Source organism: Solwaraspora sp. WMMA2065, from assembly GCF_030345075.1.
Taxonomy (GTDB): domain Bacteria; phylum Actinomycetota; class Actinomycetes; order Mycobacteriales; family Micromonosporaceae; genus Micromonospora_E.
Genome location: NZ_CP128361.1, coordinates 1,583,183 through 1,600,668 on the forward strand (window position 1 = coordinate 1,583,183; position 17,486 = coordinate 1,600,668).

Below are 17,486 nucleotides of genomic sequence, written 5' to 3' on the forward strand. Positions count from 1 at the left end.
TCATGTCAGATCCACACAGACGTTTGTCAACTCGGAGTAGAAGTCCAGCGAGTGCACGCCGCCCTCCCGGCCCACCCCGGAGGCCTTCACCCCACCGAACGGGGTCCGCAGGTCCCGCAGGAACCACGTGTTCACCCACACGATGCCCGCGTCCAACCGGGCACCGGCCCGGTGCGCCCGCCCCACATCACGGGTCCACACCGTCGCCGCGAGGCCGTAGTCGGAGTCGTTGGCCAGCGCGAACGCCTCCTCCTCGGTGTCGAACGGGGCGATGTGGCAGATCGGGCCGAACACCTCCTCCCGCACCAGCCGCGCAGACTGACCGAGCCCGGTCAACACTGTCGGCTGCACGTACGCGCCACCATCACGGGCGTCACCGAAGGCCGGCACGCCACCACCGGCAAGGATCTGCCCGCCTTCGGCGCGGGCCAGGTCGTAGAAACCGAGCACCTTCTCCCGATGCGCCCGCGAGATCAGCGGCATCGTCGAGATCGTCTCGTCGGCGGGCCAGCCGTACCGGGCGTCACGGGCGGCAGCCGCCAACCGGTCCACGAACTCGTCGAACACCGGCCGCTGCACATACAGCCGCTCCGTGCACAGACACACCTGACCGCCGTTGGTGAACGACGACCGCACCGAACCGGCGACCGCCGCGTCCAGGTCGGCGTCGGCGAACACCAGGCCGGCGTTCTTGCCGCCCAACTCGAACGACACCGCCTTCACCCCGTCAGCCGCCGCCCGCATGATCGCCGACCCGGTCGCCGACTCACCGGTGAACGTGATCGCGTCCACCCCCGGATGGGTGGTCAGCCACTCCCCCGCCGCACCCGGCCCGAAGCCGTGCACCAGGTTGAACACCCCGTCGGGCACGCCGGCCGCCGCCATCACCTCCGCCAACAACGTCGCCGACGCCGGCGTCTCCTCCGACGGCTTCACCACGACAGCGTTGCCGCACGCCAGCGCCGGAGCCACCTTCCACGTCAGCAGCAGCAGCGGCAGATTCCACGGCACGATCACCGCGACCACGCCGACAGGCTTACGGACCGCGTAGTTCAACGCCCGACCACCCGACGACGTGACCGTCGTGAACGACTCCGTCGGCGCCGTCGCAGCGATCTCCGCGAACGCCCGAAAATTCGCCGCCCCACGCGGAATGTCCAACGTCCGGGCCTGACCGACCGGCTTACCGGTATCCGCCACCTCAGCAGCCACCAGATCATCGAACCGGCGGTCCAACTCGTCGGCCACCGCCCGCAGCACCACCGCCCGGTCCCGCTCAGCCATGCCGCCCCACGGCCCGCGCAACGCCGACCGCGCCGCCGCCACCGCCGCGTCGACCGTCGCAGAATCGGCCTCCGCCACCTCGAACACCGTCTCCCCGGACACCGGCGACACCTTCGCAAACCACTTCCCCGCATCGACGAACCGGCCGTCGACGAAACTACGCAACAGGCCGGGACCGTCGGCGGCGGGCCGACCGACGTACAGGTCGGGGTGCCACAGAGCGGGCGACGTCGGTGCGATGGCTGCCATGTTCAACCTTCCGTTGCCGGTACGGGGATGTGTCGGGGGTCAGTCCTTGGTGGCGACGCCGCTGCCCTGGTCAGCGACCAGGGCCACGACGGCAGCGTCGACTGTCGCTTCACCGGTCGCGGCGGCGGCCGCCTCGTCGGTGGCGACCAGGACGGTGCTGCCGGTGCCGGCGTTCATCAGGTCGACGGCGACCCGCTGCGGCCCGTCCGGATGCTCGCGAATCAACACCAGGCGGCGACCCTGAAGGGTCGCGACGATCCGGTCGGGCCAGACCTTGCCGAGCACTTCCGCGAGGATCATCAGCTGTCACCTTGCAGCGACGCCATGACAACCCGGATCCGGGTCGACTCGCCCTCCTCCAGCAGTGCCGAGGTGGCCGGATGCGGCTTGGGGTAGATCTGCGAGCTGCGCAGGTCACCGTGTTGACGGATGGCGGCCTCGCCGGCTGACACTGCCTGCCGTACGGCCGCCAGGGTGCCCTGCACAGCAGCGGCGAGATAGCCGCTAGTGACCCGTTCGACGGCGATACACCGTACGTCCGCGGTCTTGATCATGGCTTCGATCCCTGCGGAGAGGGCGACGATGCCCCGGGTCTCCACGATTCCGATCGCCTTCTCTGAGGACATGGCACTTCTCCTTCTGGCTGTGTCGCCGGCCGGGCCGGCTCAGTTGCCGACGAGTCCGGGGTCGATGGCCAGCGCGGTGACCGCGTCGCATGGGCTGGCGAAGACGATCGACCGGACCGGGCGACCGGTCTTGGCTCGGGCAGTCTCCTCGCCGATGTCGACGGCTTCCTCCACTGTGGCGAGGTCGCCGCGGACCGCCACGGCGACGATTCCGCCGCCGAGGCGTACGACTCCGGTTACTTCGACCTCGGTCGCCTTGACCATGGCGTCCACCGCGTCGAAGATCGGAATGAATCCCTCGGCTTCGACGAAGCCCGCAGCGGCGTTACGCATCGGGTTCCTCCTGTCGTTGGTGTTTCGGGTGCCCGCTGGTCGGGCTGTCGGTCATGCGGTGCGGGCCGGCGCCGTTCACGCGGGTGCCGGCAGATTCCAGGACAGGACGGCAGCGCCGGTGCCCCACAGTGCTCCGTAGCTGTGCAGTTGCCCCGGGGTTGCGGCGACTCCGGTGCCGGCGAGGAAGGCGAAAGCCCGGAACTGGCTGTCGGCCTGGGCCTGGCGGGCGTAGTCTTCGCGGACCGCGAGGACTTGGTCGGTGTCGCCGGCGGTCAGCATCTGCAAGATTCGTTCGTTCCACCGGTCGTGTGCCGGCTCGGCGATGCGGTCCTGGTCCGGCTCGATCCACTGCTGGATGAGCCCGGAGGACAGTCCGCTGACCACCACCACCGCCGCTCGGACACCGGCGTCACGGGCCGCCTCGGCGCCGGCCCGGCCGACCTGGGCGAGGGTGTCGGCGTCGGCGTACAGGTTGCACGACACCTGCGCCCAGCGCAGGGTGCGCTGCGGGTCGAGCAGCGTGGAGGTGACGATGGTCCCGGTATCGATCGGGAAGCCCTGGTAGCGGGTGCGGCGTGCCTGCATGCCGTCGGCGTCCACCCGGGCCGCCCAGCGTTCGGTGAACTCTACGTCGAAGCGCAGGTCGTAGCTGAGGTGGCCGTAGTCGTAGGCGTACCAGTTCTCGTCGGTGTGCGCCCCACGCGGGTTCGGGTCGCACTGGAACTGGTGGCCGAGCACGGTGAACCACTGGGTGGACAGCAGCAGGACGACGTCCGGCTCGATGGCGCGCAGCCGGTCGCCGACCGTACGGGCGGAGTCGGCCAGCGCCGCCCAACTGGTGGCGGGCTTGTCGGCGAGCAGATGCGGCATGCCGGGCAGCAGTACGCCGGCCTGGATTCCACGGTCAGTCATCGACGTTCTCCGGTGTCCACTCGACCACCGCGTTGCCGGTTCCGATGATCGTGCCGTAGCCGAGCACGTCGCCGGCGATGTCCGGCCAGCCGAGCGCGGACAGCAGCCAGGTGAGGCTGCCGGCCTTCGTCTCGGAGGCGGTGGCTTCGATGTGCTCGGGGATGAGTTCGCGTAACCGGCTGGTCGGCCCCTGGCGAATCGTTTCCAGCAGCTTCATGTCCCAGCGGTACTGGTGGTTGTTGTACGGGTGCTCGCGTTCCATGTCCTCGGGCAGCTGGGGTTCCTCGTGCCAGTGCAGGTGGGACAGGGAGTTGGAGGCGAGTAGCACGGCGCGTCGGCCGGTGTTCTCGATCGCCCGGCGGGTCGCTTCGCCGAGCACCTCCATCTGGCCGAGGGACGCGTCGGAGTAGAAGTACGGGTTGTTGTTGGCCGACAGCGACACCACCGGGATGTCCCAGTCGGGGTTGACCATGTGTAGTGCGCCGATGGTGGCGTAGTCGACCCGTACCCCGGGGTCGTGCAGCTTGCTGGTGACCAGGCCGAGGTCGGCGGCTTCGTCGGCGATGGCCTCGGCGAGTGGTACGTCGGTGTGGAAGTCGTAGTGGTAGCGGAACAGATGCGGGAAGATCGGCTCTACGGAGATGCCGCGCGGGTTGGGTACACAGTTGACGTGGTGGCCGACCATGGTGATCCAGTGCGGGGCATGCACGATCAGCACGTCGGGCCGGTGCACCTCGCGAATCCGGCGGCGGAGTCGATGGTACGCCCAGCGCAGCACTTCCCAACCGCCTTGTGACCGGGGTTCGTTCTGCGGCGGGTTCTCGCCGTAGATCAGGTGCGGCGGGTGCGGGCTGAGGTAACCGGCGACGATACCGGGTCGGCGGCCTGCCGGGGCGGGGCGGGCGGCGTCAGCGGAGTCCGGTCGCCGGGTGCGGGTCGTGGTGCCCCGGGTCGGTGCGGGTAGTCGGAACACCTTGCTCATCGCGGTCCTCCTGTCCGGGCCGGGGCGTCGCGCAGGACCCGCAGCAGGCAGCGGTCACCGGGCTGGGCGCCGAGGATCCGCAGCCCGTCGTCGTCGAGCGCGGCCTGGTGCCGGGCGACGCCGGGGTCGTGGCGCACCCAGGCACGCAGCGGTGCGGGGTGGGCGCCGTGCAGTTCGATCAGCGTGTCGGCGGGCAGACCGTCGGCGGGGTTGGTGTAGACGAGGCGACGGCGGCCCCGCTGCCCGGTGTAGGCCGGCCCGGTACTGGTGGTGACCTGGTACCAGTGGCGAGCGGCGCGGGCCTGGTCGCGGGCGCCGCCGGTGGCCGCTTCGTCGAGGAGACCGGTGTCGTCGCAGACCACGCCGTAGCGGTCGAGGGCCTGGTCGGTGGTGAGGTAGCCGGCTGCGACGTCGGCGGCCACCAGGTCGGGGTCGCGGGTGAGCGGGTCGCCCCAGCCGCCGCCGCCGGCTGACTCCATCACCAGGACGTCGCCTTCGCGCATCCGGTGCCCGGCGACCTTGCCGGGGGTGTCGAAGTCGATCCGCCGGCCGGTGCGGCGCAGGTAGGTGGCGGTGGGGGCGCCGGGCGCGCCGGTGGAGAGTCCGTACGGCGCGACGGTGGTGCGGTCGGTCTGTACCGAGTAGGCACCGCTGGTGGCCAGCAGCCGGGTGGCCCGTCGGGCACCGAGGCCGCCGCGGTGCCGGCCGGCGCCGCCGGAGCCGGTACGCAGCTCACACGCTTCGACGAGGATCGGGATCTCGGTTTCCAGCCGTTCGACGGACTGGATGGTGGAGATGTCGCCGAGATCGACGGGGTTCATCGCGCTCGGGCCGTCGGACCCGAGGAATCCTCCGTTACCGCCGGCCGGGTAATCGTAGTAGAGGTACGGCTGGCCGGTGCGTTCGTCGATGCCGCCGATCAGGTTCTGGAAGGTCGTACCGAACTGGTCGGCGGCGATCAGGTCCGGAGCGACCTGGCTGAGGGCGGCCATCACCGCGGAGATGACCCGTTTGCGGACCTCGCTGTGCGCGTTGGCCGGTGCCGGGTAGGTGACGTGTACGACGGTTCCCGGGTCGGTGTGCACGGTCAGTGGCCGGAAGGCGCCGTGGTTGACCAGCCCGCCAGGGTCCAACGCGGACTTGACGGCGATGAAGACCCCGGCGGTGGTCATTGCGAGCGACGAGTTGACGACGGCGGCGACCTGCGGCGACGAGCCGCGGAAGTCGGCGACGAGTTGGTCACCGGTGATGGTCAACGCGCAGCGCACCAGGGCGGCGTCGTACTCGCCGTCGGTGTAGAGATCGAGGTAGTCCTCGTAGTGGTAGGTGCCGTCCGGCAGGTCGCGGATCTGGTCGCGTAGTCGCCGCTCGGTGCGGTCCATGTTGGCCTCGACGCAGCCGAGGATCAGGTCGCGGCCGTACCGGTCGACGAGTTCGCGTAGCCGGCGCTGCGCGGTGTGGCAGGCGGCGATGCTGGACTCCAGGTCTCCCTGACGTTCGTCGGCCATCCGGACGTTGGCGAAGAGGATCCGCGTCGCGGCGATGTTGGGCTGGCCCGCGTCGACCAGTCGGATCGGTGGAACCCGCAGCCCTTCCTGCAGGATCTCGGTGGCCTTCCCGGAGACGCTGCCGGGTGTCATGCCGCCGATGTCGGCCCAGTGCATGCGTACGCAGGGGAACAGGAACAGCTCTCCGTCGACGAACACCGGGCTGATCAGCGTGACGTCGTTGAGGTGGCTGCCGCCGCGGTACGGGTCGTTGACCAGGTAGATGTCACCGGGCCGGAACTCGTCACGGTAGTCGGCGAAGATCTCCTTCACCGATGCCGGCATCGCGATGACGTGGCCGGGCATGTCGCGGCCCTGAGCGACCATCTCGCCGTCCGCGTTGAACAACGCGCACGAGAAGTCCTGCGCGTCGGCGATCACCGGGGAGTGCGCCGTGCGGAAGATCGTCTGGCGCATCTCCCGCACGATCGAGATCAGCCCTTCGGTGACGATCTCGAGATCGATCGGGTTCAGGGGCATGCGGGCCTCGCAATGCTGACAGGGACGGGCACCTACCGGACGGACCACAACCGGATGGACCACCACCGATTGGACCATGATGTGAGCCTTGTGTTATATTATGAACCTATCAACTTCAGGGATGGGAAGGCAAGATGTCGTCTGTCACCGACCCCGGTCGCGAGTCCGGCACCCAGGCACTCGATCGCGCGCTGGCCGTGCTGCTTGCGTTCCGGCGCGACACCCCCGAACGCAAGGTCAGTGACGTCAGCCGGGAGCTCGGGCTGCACAAGTCGACCGCCAGCCGGTTGTTCCGGGCGCTCGCCGACGCCGGCTTCCTGCAGCGCAACGAGGAGACCGGCGCGTACCGGCTGGGAGTCACCGTGTTCGACCTCGGCGCCCGCTTCCTGGCCGGGCTCGACATGCACGCCATCGCCCGACCGTTGCTGCACCAGCTGGCCGAGGAGCAGGGCGAGTCGGTCAACCTCGCCATCCGCGACGGCCTGGACGCGATCTCGATCGACCTGGTGACCGGGTCGCACAGCCTGCAGCTGGTCTCCCGGCTGGGCCGACGCATTCCGTTGTGGTGCAGCGCGGCCGGCAAGGCGCTGTTGATCGACATGGACGACGACCAGGTCCGCGAGCTGCTGGCCGGGGCAGGCTGGGCCCGGCTGACCCGACGCACGATCACCGACATCGACGTCTTCCTGGCCGATCTCGCCGGGGTGCGGGAACGCGGCTGGGCGCTCAACGACGAGGAGAGCGAGGACGGCCTGCGGGTCGTCGGCGCACCGGTGCGGGACCGGCTCGGCGCGGTGACCGCGTCGATCAGCGTCTCCGGCCCGATCTTCCGGCTGGACAGCCCGCAACAGGTCGCCACGCTCGCCACCGCCGCGGTCCGCACCGCCGACGAGCTGTCCCGCCAGCTGGGCCACGGCGTCGGACAGATCTGGGGCAGCTGACCGGCGACCGGCTCAGAAGTGCTGCTGCACGACATCCGGATCTACCTTCACGTGCAGCAGCACCGGCCCGGTCAGTGGCAGCAGCGCGTCGAACGCCGCCGAAACGGAGGCCTCGTCATGCGCCCGGTACGCGGTGACACCGAGCGCGCCGGCCACCGCGGCCAGGTCCCGGTACGGGAAGCGGGCGATGCCCGGGTCAGCACCGGCCGGTCGCAGCTTGCGCACCTCCGCCCCGTACGCGCCGTCGTCCAGCACGATCACCAGCACCGGAGCGCCGACCCGGGCCAGGGTGTCCAGCTCACCCAACGCGGTCAGCAGACTGCCGTCGCCCTCGAACGCCACCACCGGGCGGTCCGGGCGGCCGAGCGCGGCACCGATCGCGTACGCCACACCGACGCCGATACTGCCGAACTCCCACGGCGCGACCAGCGAGCGGTCCACGGCCGGCGAGTCCAGGTAGAGGTTGGGCCAGCCGCCGAAGTGGCCGACGCCGACTACCGTCGTGCGGGGCAGCGGCAACCGACGGGCGCAGATCGCCATCAGCCGGCGGGGGTCGATGTGCCGGGCACCGGTGGGCTCCGGGCCGAGTCCGGCGAACGGGTCGGCGTCGCGGATCGCCCGGGCCAGCTGCGGCGTACGCCAGCCGTCCGGCTCCGACCCGGGCCGCGCCGACTCCAGTGCCCCGGTCAACGCCCGGGCGGCCAGCGCCGCGTCGCCGACCAGCCCACCGTGCACCGGCCAGCGGGCACCGATCGCCGCCGGATCCCGGTCGACGCTGTACACCTGCGCGGCGCCGAACAGCTGTCCGTGATCGGCCGTCCACCGGTTCAGGCAGGCACCGAACGTCACGACGAGATCCGCCTCGCGCAGCACGTCCCGGGTCAGCGGGCGGGCCAGCCCACCGGCAACGCCGAGGGCGTACGGATGGCCCGCGAACAGGCCGGCGGCCATCAGGCTGGTGACCAGCACGGCTCCGGCGCGGTCGGCCAACGCGGTCAGCTCGGGTCCGGCGTGCACCGCGCCTCGGCCGGCGAGGATCACCGGGTGCCGGGCCCGACGCAGTCGGTCCGCCAACCCGGCGACCGCCATCGGGTCGGGTGCCAGCGGTAGTGGTCCGGCCGGCGCGACAGCGGCCCCGAGCGGTACGGCCGGCCGGTCCCCGGCCGGTTCATCCTGCAGGTCCAACCCAATGTCGAGCACCACCGGCCCCGGTCGCCCGACGGCCTCGCGGACCCCGGCTGCGACGTCGCGCGACACCGTCGACACGCCGGTCATCGGCACGAAGGCACCGGCGGTGGCCAGGGCGAAGGGCTGCTGAGGAAAGTTCTGCACGTGCAGCGGGTCACTCGCCGGGGTGTCCCCGGCGAGCAGCAGCAGCGGTGTGCCCGCCTGCCGGGCGATGGTCAACGCCGGGCCGGCAGCGGCCAGACCCGGACCCTGGGTGACCGTGGCCACCGCGCACCGGCCGGTGACCCGCGCCCACCCGTCGGCCATCATCACCGCAGCGTTCTCGTTGCGGGCCGCCACGAACCGGACCCCGTGCCGGGCGACCAGATCGGCCACCAGGAACATGTTCGCATCGCCGAGCAGGCCGAACACGGTGTCCACCCGGTGATCGACCAACGCGTCCGCGATCGCCTGGTAGACCTTCACCGGTCCACCGCCGGATGCCGGTCCGCCGCTGGGCGGCGGTACGGGCCGGCAGGCCGCAGCGCGACGCTCAGCGCACCCAGATAGGAGTCGGTGGCCACCGCGTCGAAGCGCGGGCCGGCCAGCCGGGCGGTCCGCTTGGTCATCGACCGGCCCAGCGCCGGCACCGCCAGCAGCCGGTGGGCCAGTTCGGTGCCGGCATCGGCCACCCGGTCGGGCGGCACCAACTCGGTCACCAGTTCCAGCTGGTGCAGCCGGGCCGCGTCGATCCGCTCGCCGAGCAGCAGCCAGCGTTTGGCCCGGTCGGCACCGACCAGGTCGGCGAGGATCGCCATGCCGCCCCAGGTCAAGGGGATGCCGAAGCCCACCTCGGGGAACGTGAAGAAGCAGGTGTCGGCGGCGAGGCGCAGGTCGCTGGCCAGCCCGAGGATCGCACCGGAGCCGATCGCCGGACCGTTGAACGCGGTCACGGTGGTCTGCTCCAGGCGGTACCAGCGCTCGACCAGCTCGGCGGTGCGCCGCTGCACGCCCATGGTGGTGGCGGCGTCAAGAGTCGCCAGTTCGGTCAGGTCGGTGCCGGCGCAGAACGCGGTGCCGGCACCGGTCAGCAGCACTACCTCGACAGTGTCGTCGCGGCCGAGCTCGTGCAGCACCTGCTCGAACTGCCCGAGCATGGCCAGGTCGAAGCTGTTGCGCCGACCGGTACGGTCCAGTGTCACCACCGCAAGCCGCTCCGCACGGTGCAGGTGTACCGACGTCACGTCGCCTCCGATTGCAGTAGGGCGCGGTCGACCAGGGCCGCCGCGTGTCCGACGTAGCTGAGTGGATCGAGCAGCCGGGTCAGCTCCGCGTCCAACAGGGCCGCCCTGACCTGCGGGTCGGCGCGCAGCAGCTCGGCGAACGGCCGACCGTGGTCGAGGCTGTCCCGCACGATTCGCATCACCAGGTGGTGCGCCTGTTCCCGGCCCAGCGGACCGGCCAGGCGCAGCATCAGCGCCTCCGACAGCACCAGGCCGCCGGTGGCGGACAGGTTGACGCGCATCCGGGCGGCGTCGACCCGGAGCCCAGCGAAGACCTCGTTGAGGCGCTGCAGCGCACCGCCGACGAGGATGAAACACTCCGGCACCAGCTTCCACAGCGCCATCCCGACGCCCATGTCCCGGTCGTCCTGGGACACCATCGTCTGCATCGCCAGCGGCACCTGTGCACGGACCGTGCCGGCCGCGGCGATGACCGCTTCGCAGCGGATCGGGTTGCGCTTGTGCGGCATCGTGCTGCTGCCGACCTGGGTATCGCGCTGCGGCTCGTGTGCCTCGCCGATCTCGGTACGGCCGAGGAAGTACACCTCGCGGGCCAGCTTCTCGGCCGTGGAGGCGATCAGCCCGAGCAGGGTGAGGCACTCCACCACCCGGTCCGGGGTGGCGTGCCAGGGGGTCGGGGCAACGCCCAGCCCAAGCCGGTCGGCGACGGCGCGTTCGATGTCGAAGGCCCGTGGCCCGTAGCCGGCCATGGTGCCGGCTGCCCCGCCCATGCTGACCACCAGCAGTCGGGGCCGGAGCTGGGCCAGCCGCTCCCGGTGGCGCTGCAGTTCGCTCTGCCAGACCGCGCAGCGCAATCCGAACGTGGTCGGCAGGGCCTGCTGCCCGTGGGTGCGGGCGGCCATCGCCGTGTCCCGGTGCCGCAGGGCGAGCCGGCGCAGTACGCGGACCAGTTCGTCGATCTGCCGGCTGACGATGTCCAGTCCGGCTCGGGCGCGCAGCACGAACCCGGTGTCCATGACGTCCTGGGTGGTGGCGCCGAGATGGACGTAGCGGCCGCCGTCGCCGGCCGCCCTGGTCAGGGCCCGTACCAGTGGCACCAGCGGATGCACGGTGTCGGCGGCGTCGGCGGCCACCGCGGCCAGGTCCAGCGACTCGACCCGGGCGGCGGCGGCGATCTGCGCCGCCGCACCGGCCGGGATGACGCCCGTGTCGGCCTGGGCGCCAGCGAGTGCCGCTTCCACGTCGAGCCACGCCTGCATCAGCTGCCGGTCGTTGAACACCCCACGCATCTCGGCGTTGCCGAAGAAGCTGGTCACCGTCAACGAGTCGAGGAAGCAGGAACTGATTGGATTCACCGTGCCGCTCCGTCGATCATCGCGGTGACCGCCCGCCGGTCCACCTTGCCCGACGGCAGCAGCGGCAGTTCGGTCACGAGGTGCCAGTCGGTCGGCACTTTGTGCCGGGACAGGCTGCCGGCGGCAGCCGCGGCGAGTTCGGCGCGGCGCGGGGTCGCCCCGGGGGCGGCGACCACCACCGCGACCACCTCCTCGCCCCAGCGTGGGGACGCGACCCCGACGACGCACGCCTGCGCGACGCCCTCGCAGGTCAGCAGGACCGCCTCGACCTCGGCCGGGCTGACGTTCTCCCCGCCCCGGATGATCAGGTCCTTCACCCGGCCGGTCAGGGTCAGGGTGCCGTCGGCGGCGAGCCGGGCCAGGTCGCCGGTGCGCAGCCAGCCCTGCGGGTCGTACGCCGTCCGGTTCGCCGCCGGATCGTCGAGATAGCCGGGGCTCACCGACTCGCCACGGACCTGCAGTTCACCCTCTGCTCCGGCGGGCAGCGGCCGGGGCGACCCGTCGGCGTCCACCGCGACGATCCGGGCCTGCAACCCGGGGAGTACCCGTCCGACGGTGGAGCCGTCCGGCGGGCAACTGCCGTCGTCGGGGTCGACGCTGATGGTCGGACCGGCCTCGGTCTGCCCGTAGACGACCGCCAACCGCCGCAGCCGCAGCGTGTCGCGTACCCGCGTGCGCAGGGCCGGTGGGCAGTTGGCACCGCCGAGGAAGCCCAGGCGCAGCGCGGCCAGGTCCCACCGCCCCGGCTGTTCGTCGAGTCGTTCGGCGAGCATGGTCGCCATCGTTGGCACCAGTTGCACGACCGTGCACCGGTGCCGGTGCACGACGTCGAGCACGTCGTCGGGACGAAACCGCGGCACCGGGAACAGCTGCGCCCCGGTGACCGCCGCCAGCACCACGCCGCTGCTGAGGCCGGCCGCGTGGGCGAACGGTAGCGGACAGCAGATCCGATCGGCGGAGCCGATCCCGGCGGCCTGGGCCGTCCAGGTCGCGTTGCGGACCAGATTCCGCCCGGTCAGGACGACCATCTTCGGGGTGCCTGTCGATCCCGAGGTGAACTGGACGTTCAGCGGGGAGTCGGGGTCGCTGACCGGATCCGGCGGGGGTCCGGCCCAACCGGGCAGGCCGGCGAGGGCGTCGCCGGCCTGGTCCGCCGGCAGAAAGGTGACCGGCCCGGTCGCTGCGCGCCGGGCGCACGACGTCACGTCGCGGTCCCGGATTTCTCGCGCGGCGAACAGCCGGACCGGCCGGGTCCGACGCAATGCGGCGGCTAGCTCCGATTCCGTCGCGGCGGGGTGCAGGGTGACCAGGGCCGCTCCGCGCCACGCCGCGGCGGCGAGCAGCACCAGCCAGGCGATGCTGTTCTCGGCCCAGACGGCGATCCGGTCGCCGCGGCCGACACCGGCTGCGGCGAGCACGCCGGCGGTCCGGCCGGCGAGCGCCGCGTACTCGCCGGCGGTGACGACGGGCCGGCCGGCGACGGCGAACAGCGGCCGGTCCGGCTGGTGCCGGGCCTGACGCAGCAGTACGGCGTCGTACGCCGGCGGATCGACGAGGGCCATCAGGCGCGCTCCAGCAGCAGGTTCCCGTGCGGATCCACCCGCCCCCACCAGCCGGCGCCGACCACTGTGGTACTTCCGCTTTCCCGGACGACCGCCGGCCCGCTGATCCGTACGCTGGCGGTCAGCTCGCCCCGCTGCCAGACGGCGGCGTCGGTCCAGCCGTCCGGCCCCCACACTGGCACGGTGGTGGGCTCGGGTGCCGGGCCGTCAGGTGGGGCGGCGAAGGTGACGGCGGGCTGTGGCCCGAACGCGGTGAGCCGGCAGTTCACGATCTCGGCCGGGTGCTCCGAACGAAGGTAGGCGTACCGCTCCTGGTAGGCGGCGTGGAAGGCGCGGATCAGATCGGCGGGTTCGTCGGGCAGCTCGTCCATCGGCACGGCCAGGTCGAAGCTCTGGCCACGGAAACGCATCCCCAGCGACAGCCGGAAGGTGACCTGGTCGGCCTCCACCGCGTCCTCGGCCTTGAGCTGGTCGCGGGCGGCCGCCTTCAGCTCATCGACCAGCGCGCGGGCACTCGCCAGGCCGGCGGAGTCGGCGGGGACCAGCGCGGTACGGACGTAGTCGTGACGGGCCCGGGCGGCGACGAAGCCGAGCGCCGAGAAGTTCCCCGGTACCGGTGGGACCAGTACCCGCGGGATACCCAGCTCGTCGGCGAGTGCGGTGGCGTGCATCGGTCCGGCGCCGCCGAACGGCATCAGCACGAACTCCCGCGGGTCGTGGCCGCGGGCCACCGAGATCTCCTTGATCGCGCTGGTCATCTTGACCGTGGCCAGGCGAAGGATGCCGTACGCGAGTTCGGTCTCGGTCAGGCCGTCGCCGAGTTCGGCGGCCAGCCGCCCGAGTGCGGCACGAGCCTCGTCGAGCCGCGGGGTGACCTCGCCGCCCAGCCGCCCGTGCGGGTCGAGATGGCCGACCACCAGGTGGGCGTCGGTGGTCGTCGGTTCCGCGCCGCCCCGGCCGTAGCAGGCCGGACCGGGATCGGAGCCGGCGCTGCGCGGGCCGACGCGCAGCTCGCCACCCCGGTCACGCCAGGCGATCGAGCCACCACCGGCACCGATCGTGTTGATCTCGATCTGGAAGGTCCGGTTCGGGTGCCCGGCGATGGTGCCGTGGTTGGTCATCAGCGGCACGCCGCCCTTGATCAGGCAGACGTCCGTACTCGTACCGCCGATGTCGCAGGTGATGACGTTGTCGAAGCCGGCCAGCCCGGCGACGTACGCGCTGGCCGCCACGCCGCCGGCCGGACCGGACAGCGCGAGGTTGATCGGCAGCCGGCCGGCCTGGTCGGTGGAGACCACGCCGCCGCTGCTGGTCATGATCGCCAACGGGTGGCGGTAGCCGCTGCCCGCGAGGGTCGAGCCGAGGCCCGACAGGTACTCGCTGACCGGGCCTCGGACGCTGGCGTTGAGCACAGTGGTGGCGAACCGCTCGTACTCGCCGTGTTCCGGGACCACCTCGGCGGAGATGCTGCACGACAGGTGCGGGTGCCGACGGCTGATCCGGTCGGCGGCGGCCCGCTCGTGCCCCGGGTTGCGGTACGAGTGCAGGAAGCAGATCGCCACCGCGGTGGCCCCACCGGCGGCCAGCCGGTCGGTCACCTCGTCGAGTCCGGCCAGGTCCAGCGGGACGGCGACGTCGCCGGCGGCGGTCACCCGTTCCCGGACGGTGTGCCGCATCCGACGTGGGGTGAGCGCCGGGCGGGCGGTCTCCTTGACGCTGTACAGGCGGGGACGGTGGCCCAAACCCATTTCCAGTACGTCCCGGAAGCCTTCGGTGGTGAGTACCGCGACCGGTTCGCCGTCACCTTCCAGCAGGGCGTTGGTGACCCTGGTGGTGCCGTGTACGAACCGCTCGACGTCCGACAGTCGGACGTCGAGCTTGGTCAGGCCGTCGAGGATCGCCGCCGCCGGGTCCGCCGGGGTGGACAGTGTCTTGGCCTCGGCGAGCCGGCCGGTGGCCGGTTCGTACACGATGACATCGGTGAACGTTCCGCCGATGTCGACGCCGATGCACAGCATGAGGGAACCTTTCGGTCAGATGGGGTCACGTCACCGGTACGGGGTGCTGATTGCGTCGACCAGTGCCGGGAGCCCGAACCGGTCAGAAGGTGACGCCGTAGCGGCGCAGGCTGGCGCGGGCGACTGTGCGCAGCACCCAGTCGAACAGGTAGCCGAGCAGGCCGAGAGCGATGATGCCGACGAACACCCATTCGGTCTTGGCGTAGTTGCGGGCGGTCCAGATCAGCGAACCGAGGCCGCTCTGCGCCGCGACGATCTCCGCGGAGACGATGGTGAGGAACGAGTTGCCCATCGCCAGCCGGGCGCCGGTGACGGCGTACGGCACCGTGGCCGGCAGGATCACCGAGGCCAGGGTGCGGACCGGCCCGGCGCCCAGCGCCCGCGCCGCCCGCAGTTTCAACTCGTCGACGGCGAGCACCCCCGCCAGGGTGTTCAGCGCAACGATGAAGACCGTGGTGTAGAAGATCAACGCGATCTTCGAGGCCTCACCCGGACCGAGCCAGATGATCGCCAGGGTGACGAAGGCGATCGGCGGCACGAACCGGAAGAACTGGATGTACGGGTCGAGCATCAGCCGCAGTAGCCGGCTGCGGCCCATCAGCAACCCGACCGGCACCCCGATCAGTACGCCCAGCCCCCAGCCACTGAGGATGCGCTGGCTGGACGCCCAGACGGAGTCCCACAGCGTCCCGTTGGTCGCCAGCTCCACCGCCCCCTGCCAGGTCAACCGGGGTGAGGGCAGGAAGAACGCGGTGTAGTTGCGGCTGACCAGGTCCCAGATGAGCAGGCCGAGCAGCACCGACAGCACCGACAGCACGACACGGGTGTGTCGACGCCGGCCAGCGAAGCGGCGTGGGCGAAACCCGGCCGCCCGGGCGGCCGGTGGACGTTGCACGTCGACGGCCATCAGCCGCCACCTCCGTTCAGACCGTGCCCGTCGTCCAGACCCTGGGCGCGCAGAGTCTGGGCGACCTCGGTGCCGATGTCCTCGCGCAGTTCGCGGAACAGCCCGGCGGCGGCCGGATCGGTCAGTTCCCGCGGCCGTGGCAGGTCCACCGGGTACACCTGCTTGATCCGGGCCGCCGGGCCAGCGGTCATGGTGACGATCCGGTCGGCGAGCAGGATCGCTTCGCCGATGTCGTGGGTGACGAACAGGATGGTGGGCCGGGACTGGCGCCAGATGCGGTCGAGTTCGGCCTGCATGACCAGCCGGGTCTGGGCGTCCAGCGCGCCGAACGGCTCGTCCATCAACACCACCGACGGCTCGTTGGCCAGCACCCGGGCGAGCTGGGCCCGCTGACGCATGCCGCCGGAGAGTTGGCTGGGGAATCGGTCGCCGCTGTGGCTGAGGCCGACCATGGTCAGGTAGCGGTCGACGATCCCGGCCCGCTGGCCACGCGGCACACCCCGCATCCGGGGGCCGAACGCGACGTTCTGGCGTACGGTCAGCCACGGGAACAAGGCCTCTGCGCTTTGGAACACCACGCCCCGGCTGACGTCCGGGCCGGTGACCGGCTCGCCCGCGCACAGCACCTGCCCGGCGGCCGGCCGGACGAACCCGGCGATTGCATTCAACAGGGTCGATTTGCCGCAGCCGCTGGGGCCGAGCAGGCAGACGAACTCCCCACCGGCGATGTCGAGCGTCGCCCCGGCGACCGCCTCGAAGTCGTCGAAGCGGATGTCGACGTCGCGGACCTGCACCGGGGAGCCCGCCGGACGGGGGCCGGAATCCGGTCCCCGTCCGGCGGAGGTGGCGGTCCGCCCGGTCACGCCACGCCCCGGATCATCACCTCGGCCGGGTCGGCCGGGTCGGACACGATGCCGCTGTCCTGCTGGAACTGGGCGATCTCGGCGTAGCGCTGCAGGTCCTCGTCGGTGAAGTCACGGACCTGGCACTGCACGCCGTCGAGCAGGTCGACAGCCTCAGCCGCGGGCACCTCGATGGCGTTCTCGGTCGCGGTACCGGCGACCTGCGGATCTGCGGTGATCTGCTCACATGCCTCGCCGATGGTGTCCACCAGAGTGGCGGCGGCCTCCTGGTTGGCCTCGTACCAGGCTCCGTCCACCCCGATGATCAGGTTGTAGACGTAGCCGACGTCACCGCTGGTGAGCAGGATCTTGCCGCCGCCATCGACACCGCGCGAGGGCCACGGCTCCCACATGATGAAGCCGTCGATGTCACCGCGCTGCAGCAGTGCCGGCATCTCCGCCGGCGAGGAGGTGACGAATTCGACGGCGTCCCGGCTGATGTCGTAGCTGTCGAGAATCTTGTTCGTGGTGTACTCGTTGACCGTTCCGGTCACCACGCCGTAGCGGGAGATGTCCGCGACCTCGCCGATCTCGTCGCGGACCACGAGCTTGATGAAGTCCGGCGACTGGGAGAAGACCGCGATGCCCTTCACGTCTCCCCGGGTGGCCCGGTTGAGCAGGCTCGATTCGGTACTCGCGGTGACCTGACCCTCGCGGGCGAGGATCGCGTCGAGGCCACCGGTGCCTTCCTGGTACTGCGTCACGGTGACGTCGAGCCCGGCCTCGGCGAACAGGTCCTGCTGATCGGCCAGGTAGATCGGCGAGTACGCGGGATCGACGCCGACCCCGAAGTCGATGGTCGTCGTCTCGGCCGGTGTGCCAGGTTCACCGCCCGGGTCCTGGTTCTCCGCACAGGCCGCGGCGACGGCAGTGATCAGCAGCGCGGCGCCGACCACCCGCAAGGTACGCAATCTCATGGCTGTCCCCAGTTCATTGCGACTCATAATGTGGTTCTAGGTTCTTATTCTGAGACGCTA

General features: G+C 71.2%; 16 protein-coding genes. 1 reads left to right on the forward strand and 15 read right to left on the reverse strand.

The window, feature by feature from the left end; translation table 11 throughout:
- The 7 genes from O7610_RS07410 to O7610_RS07440 form a co-directional block, all read right to left on the reverse strand.
- On the reverse strand, window positions 1-1,533 hold the full coding sequence (locus O7610_RS07410; protein WP_289212883.1) for a 2-hydroxymuconic semialdehyde dehydrogenase: 1,533 nt from the start codon (window positions 1,531-1,533) through the stop codon (window positions 1-3).
- Between the two features lie 39 nt (window positions 1,534-1,572).
- A complete protein-coding gene (locus O7610_RS07415) occupies window positions 1,573-1,833 on the reverse strand; it encodes a EutN/CcmL family microcompartment protein (protein WP_281554990.1) in 261 nt (86 codons plus the stop codon).
- Window positions 1,833-2,159, reverse strand: coding sequence for a BMC domain-containing protein (locus O7610_RS07420; RefSeq protein ID WP_281554991.1), 327 nt, complete (start codon window positions 2,157-2,159; stop codon window positions 1,833-1,835). The genes O7610_RS07415 and O7610_RS07420 overlap by 1 nt, the downstream gene beginning before the upstream one ends.
- 39 nt (window positions 2,160-2,198) lie before the next feature.
- On the reverse strand, window positions 2,199-2,492 hold the full coding sequence (locus O7610_RS07425) for a BMC domain-containing protein (RefSeq protein ID WP_278169253.1): 294 nt from the start codon (window positions 2,490-2,492) through the stop codon (window positions 2,199-2,201).
- Between the two features lie 75 nt (window positions 2,493-2,567).
- Complete coding sequence (locus O7610_RS07430; protein WP_281554992.1) at window positions 2,568-3,404, reverse strand: DODA-type extradiol aromatic ring-opening family dioxygenase; 837 nt, start codon at window positions 3,402-3,404, stop codon at window positions 2,568-2,570.
- A complete protein-coding gene (locus O7610_RS07435; protein ID WP_281554993.1) occupies window positions 3,397-4,386 on the reverse strand; it encodes a DODA-type extradiol aromatic ring-opening family dioxygenase in 990 nt (329 codons plus the stop codon). The genes O7610_RS07430 and O7610_RS07435 overlap by 8 nt, the downstream gene beginning before the upstream one ends.
- The gene (locus O7610_RS07440) at window positions 4,383-6,413 is read right to left on the reverse strand and encodes a hydantoinase B/oxoprolinase family protein (protein ID WP_289212884.1); all 2,031 of its coding nucleotides are present in this window, start codon (window positions 6,411-6,413) and stop codon (window positions 4,383-4,385) included. Before O7610_RS07440 ends, O7610_RS07435 begins: the two co-directional genes overlap by 4 nt.
- Before the next feature lie 134 nt (window positions 6,414-6,547).
- On the opposite strand from O7610_RS07440, the gene O7610_RS07445 reads away from it, so the two are divergent.
- Entirely contained in the window at window positions 6,548-7,354 is an 807-nt protein-coding gene (locus O7610_RS07445; RefSeq protein ID WP_289212885.1) for an IclR family transcriptional regulator, read from the forward strand.
- Between the two features lie 12 nt (window positions 7,355-7,366).
- Here O7610_RS07445 and O7610_RS07450 read toward each other — a convergent pair whose 3' ends face one another.
- From O7610_RS07450 to O7610_RS07485, 8 genes are all read right to left on the reverse strand, one after another.
- A complete protein-coding gene (locus tag O7610_RS07450; RefSeq protein WP_281554996.1) occupies window positions 7,367-9,007 on the reverse strand; it encodes a thiamine pyrophosphate-binding protein in 1,641 nt (546 codons plus the stop codon).
- Window positions 9,004-9,765 carry an enoyl-CoA hydratase/isomerase family protein gene (locus tag O7610_RS07455; protein ID WP_281554997.1) on the reverse strand — a complete coding sequence of 254 codons (762 nt, stop codon included), beginning with the start codon at window positions 9,763-9,765 and terminating at the stop codon, window positions 9,004-9,006. The genes O7610_RS07450 and O7610_RS07455 overlap by 4 nt, the downstream gene beginning before the upstream one ends.
- The gene (gene purB / locus O7610_RS07460) at window positions 9,762-11,120 is read right to left on the reverse strand and encodes an adenylosuccinate lyase (protein WP_281554998.1); all 1,359 of its coding nucleotides are present in this window, start codon (window positions 11,118-11,120) and stop codon (window positions 9,762-9,764) included. Before purB ends, O7610_RS07455 begins: the two co-directional genes overlap by 4 nt.
- Window positions 11,117-12,682 carry a class I adenylate-forming enzyme family protein gene (locus O7610_RS07465; RefSeq protein WP_281554999.1) on the reverse strand — a complete coding sequence of 522 codons (1,566 nt, stop codon included), beginning with the start codon at window positions 12,680-12,682 and terminating at the stop codon, window positions 11,117-11,119. Before O7610_RS07465 ends, purB begins: the two co-directional genes overlap by 4 nt.
- A complete protein-coding gene (locus tag O7610_RS07470) occupies window positions 12,682-14,700 on the reverse strand; it encodes a hydantoinase/oxoprolinase family protein (RefSeq protein ID WP_289212886.1) in 2,019 nt (672 codons plus the stop codon). The genes O7610_RS07465 and O7610_RS07470 overlap by 1 nt, the downstream gene beginning before the upstream one ends.
- A gap of 82 nt (window positions 14,701-14,782) precedes the next feature.
- Window positions 14,783-15,607: an ABC transporter permease gene (locus O7610_RS07475; RefSeq protein WP_281555001.1), complete on the reverse strand. Its 825-nt coding sequence runs from the start codon at window positions 15,605-15,607 to the stop codon at window positions 14,783-14,785.
- The gene (locus tag O7610_RS07480; protein ID WP_281555002.1) at window positions 15,607-16,470 is read right to left on the reverse strand and encodes an ABC transporter ATP-binding protein; all 864 of its coding nucleotides are present in this window, start codon (window positions 16,468-16,470) and stop codon (window positions 15,607-15,609) included. The genes O7610_RS07475 and O7610_RS07480 overlap by 1 nt, the downstream gene beginning before the upstream one ends.
- Window positions 16,467-17,426, reverse strand: a complete 960-nt coding sequence (locus tag O7610_RS07485) for an ABC transporter substrate-binding protein (protein WP_289212887.1) — start codon at window positions 17,424-17,426, stop codon at window positions 16,467-16,469. The genes O7610_RS07480 and O7610_RS07485 overlap by 4 nt, the downstream gene beginning before the upstream one ends.
- Window positions 17,427-17,486 lie beyond the last annotated feature (60 nt).

Excerpts from the sequence above, each read along its gene's own strand:
- O7610_RS07470 (WP_289212886.1), bottom strand. The coding sequence starts at position 14,700 with ATGCTGTGCATCGGCGTCGACATCGGCGGAACGTTCACCGATGTCATC.
- O7610_RS07420 (WP_281554991.1), bottom strand. The coding sequence starts at position 2,159 with ATGTCCTCAGAGAAGGCGATCGGAATCGTGGAGACCCGGGGCATCGTC.
- O7610_RS07415 (WP_281554990.1), bottom strand. The coding sequence starts at position 1,833 with ATGATCCTCGCGGAAGTGCTCGGCAAGGTCTGGCCCGACCGGATCGTC.
- O7610_RS07465 (WP_281554999.1), bottom strand. The coding sequence starts at position 12,682 with ATGGCCCTCGTCGATCCGCCGGCGTACGACGCCGTACTGCTGCGTCAG.
- O7610_RS07445 (WP_289212885.1), top strand. The coding sequence starts at position 6,548 with ATGTCGTCTGTCACCGACCCCGGTCGCGAGTCCGGCACCCAGGCACTC.
- O7610_RS07410 (WP_289212883.1), bottom strand. The coding sequence starts at position 1,533 with ATGGCAGCCATCGCACCGACGTCGCCCGCTCTGTGGCACCCCGACCTG.
- O7610_RS07435 (WP_281554993.1), bottom strand. The coding sequence starts at position 4,386 with ATGAGCAAGGTGTTCCGACTACCCGCACCGACCCGGGGCACCACGACC.
- O7610_RS07485 (WP_289212887.1), bottom strand. The coding sequence starts at position 17,426 with ATGAGATTGCGTACCTTGCGGGTGGTCGGCGCCGCGCTGCTGATCACT.
- O7610_RS07425 (WP_278169253.1), bottom strand. The coding sequence starts at position 2,492 with ATGCGTAACGCCGCTGCGGGCTTCGTCGAAGCCGAGGGATTCATTCCG.
- O7610_RS07440 (WP_289212884.1), bottom strand. The coding sequence starts at position 6,413 with ATGCCCCTGAACCCGATCGATCTCGAGATCGTCACCGAAGGGCTGATC.
- O7610_RS07475 (WP_281555001.1), bottom strand. The coding sequence starts at position 15,607 with ATGGCCGTCGACGTGCAACGTCCACCGGCCGCCCGGGCGGCCGGGTTT.
- O7610_RS07430 (WP_281554992.1), bottom strand. The coding sequence starts at position 3,404 with ATGACTGACCGTGGAATCCAGGCCGGCGTACTGCTGCCCGGCATGCCG.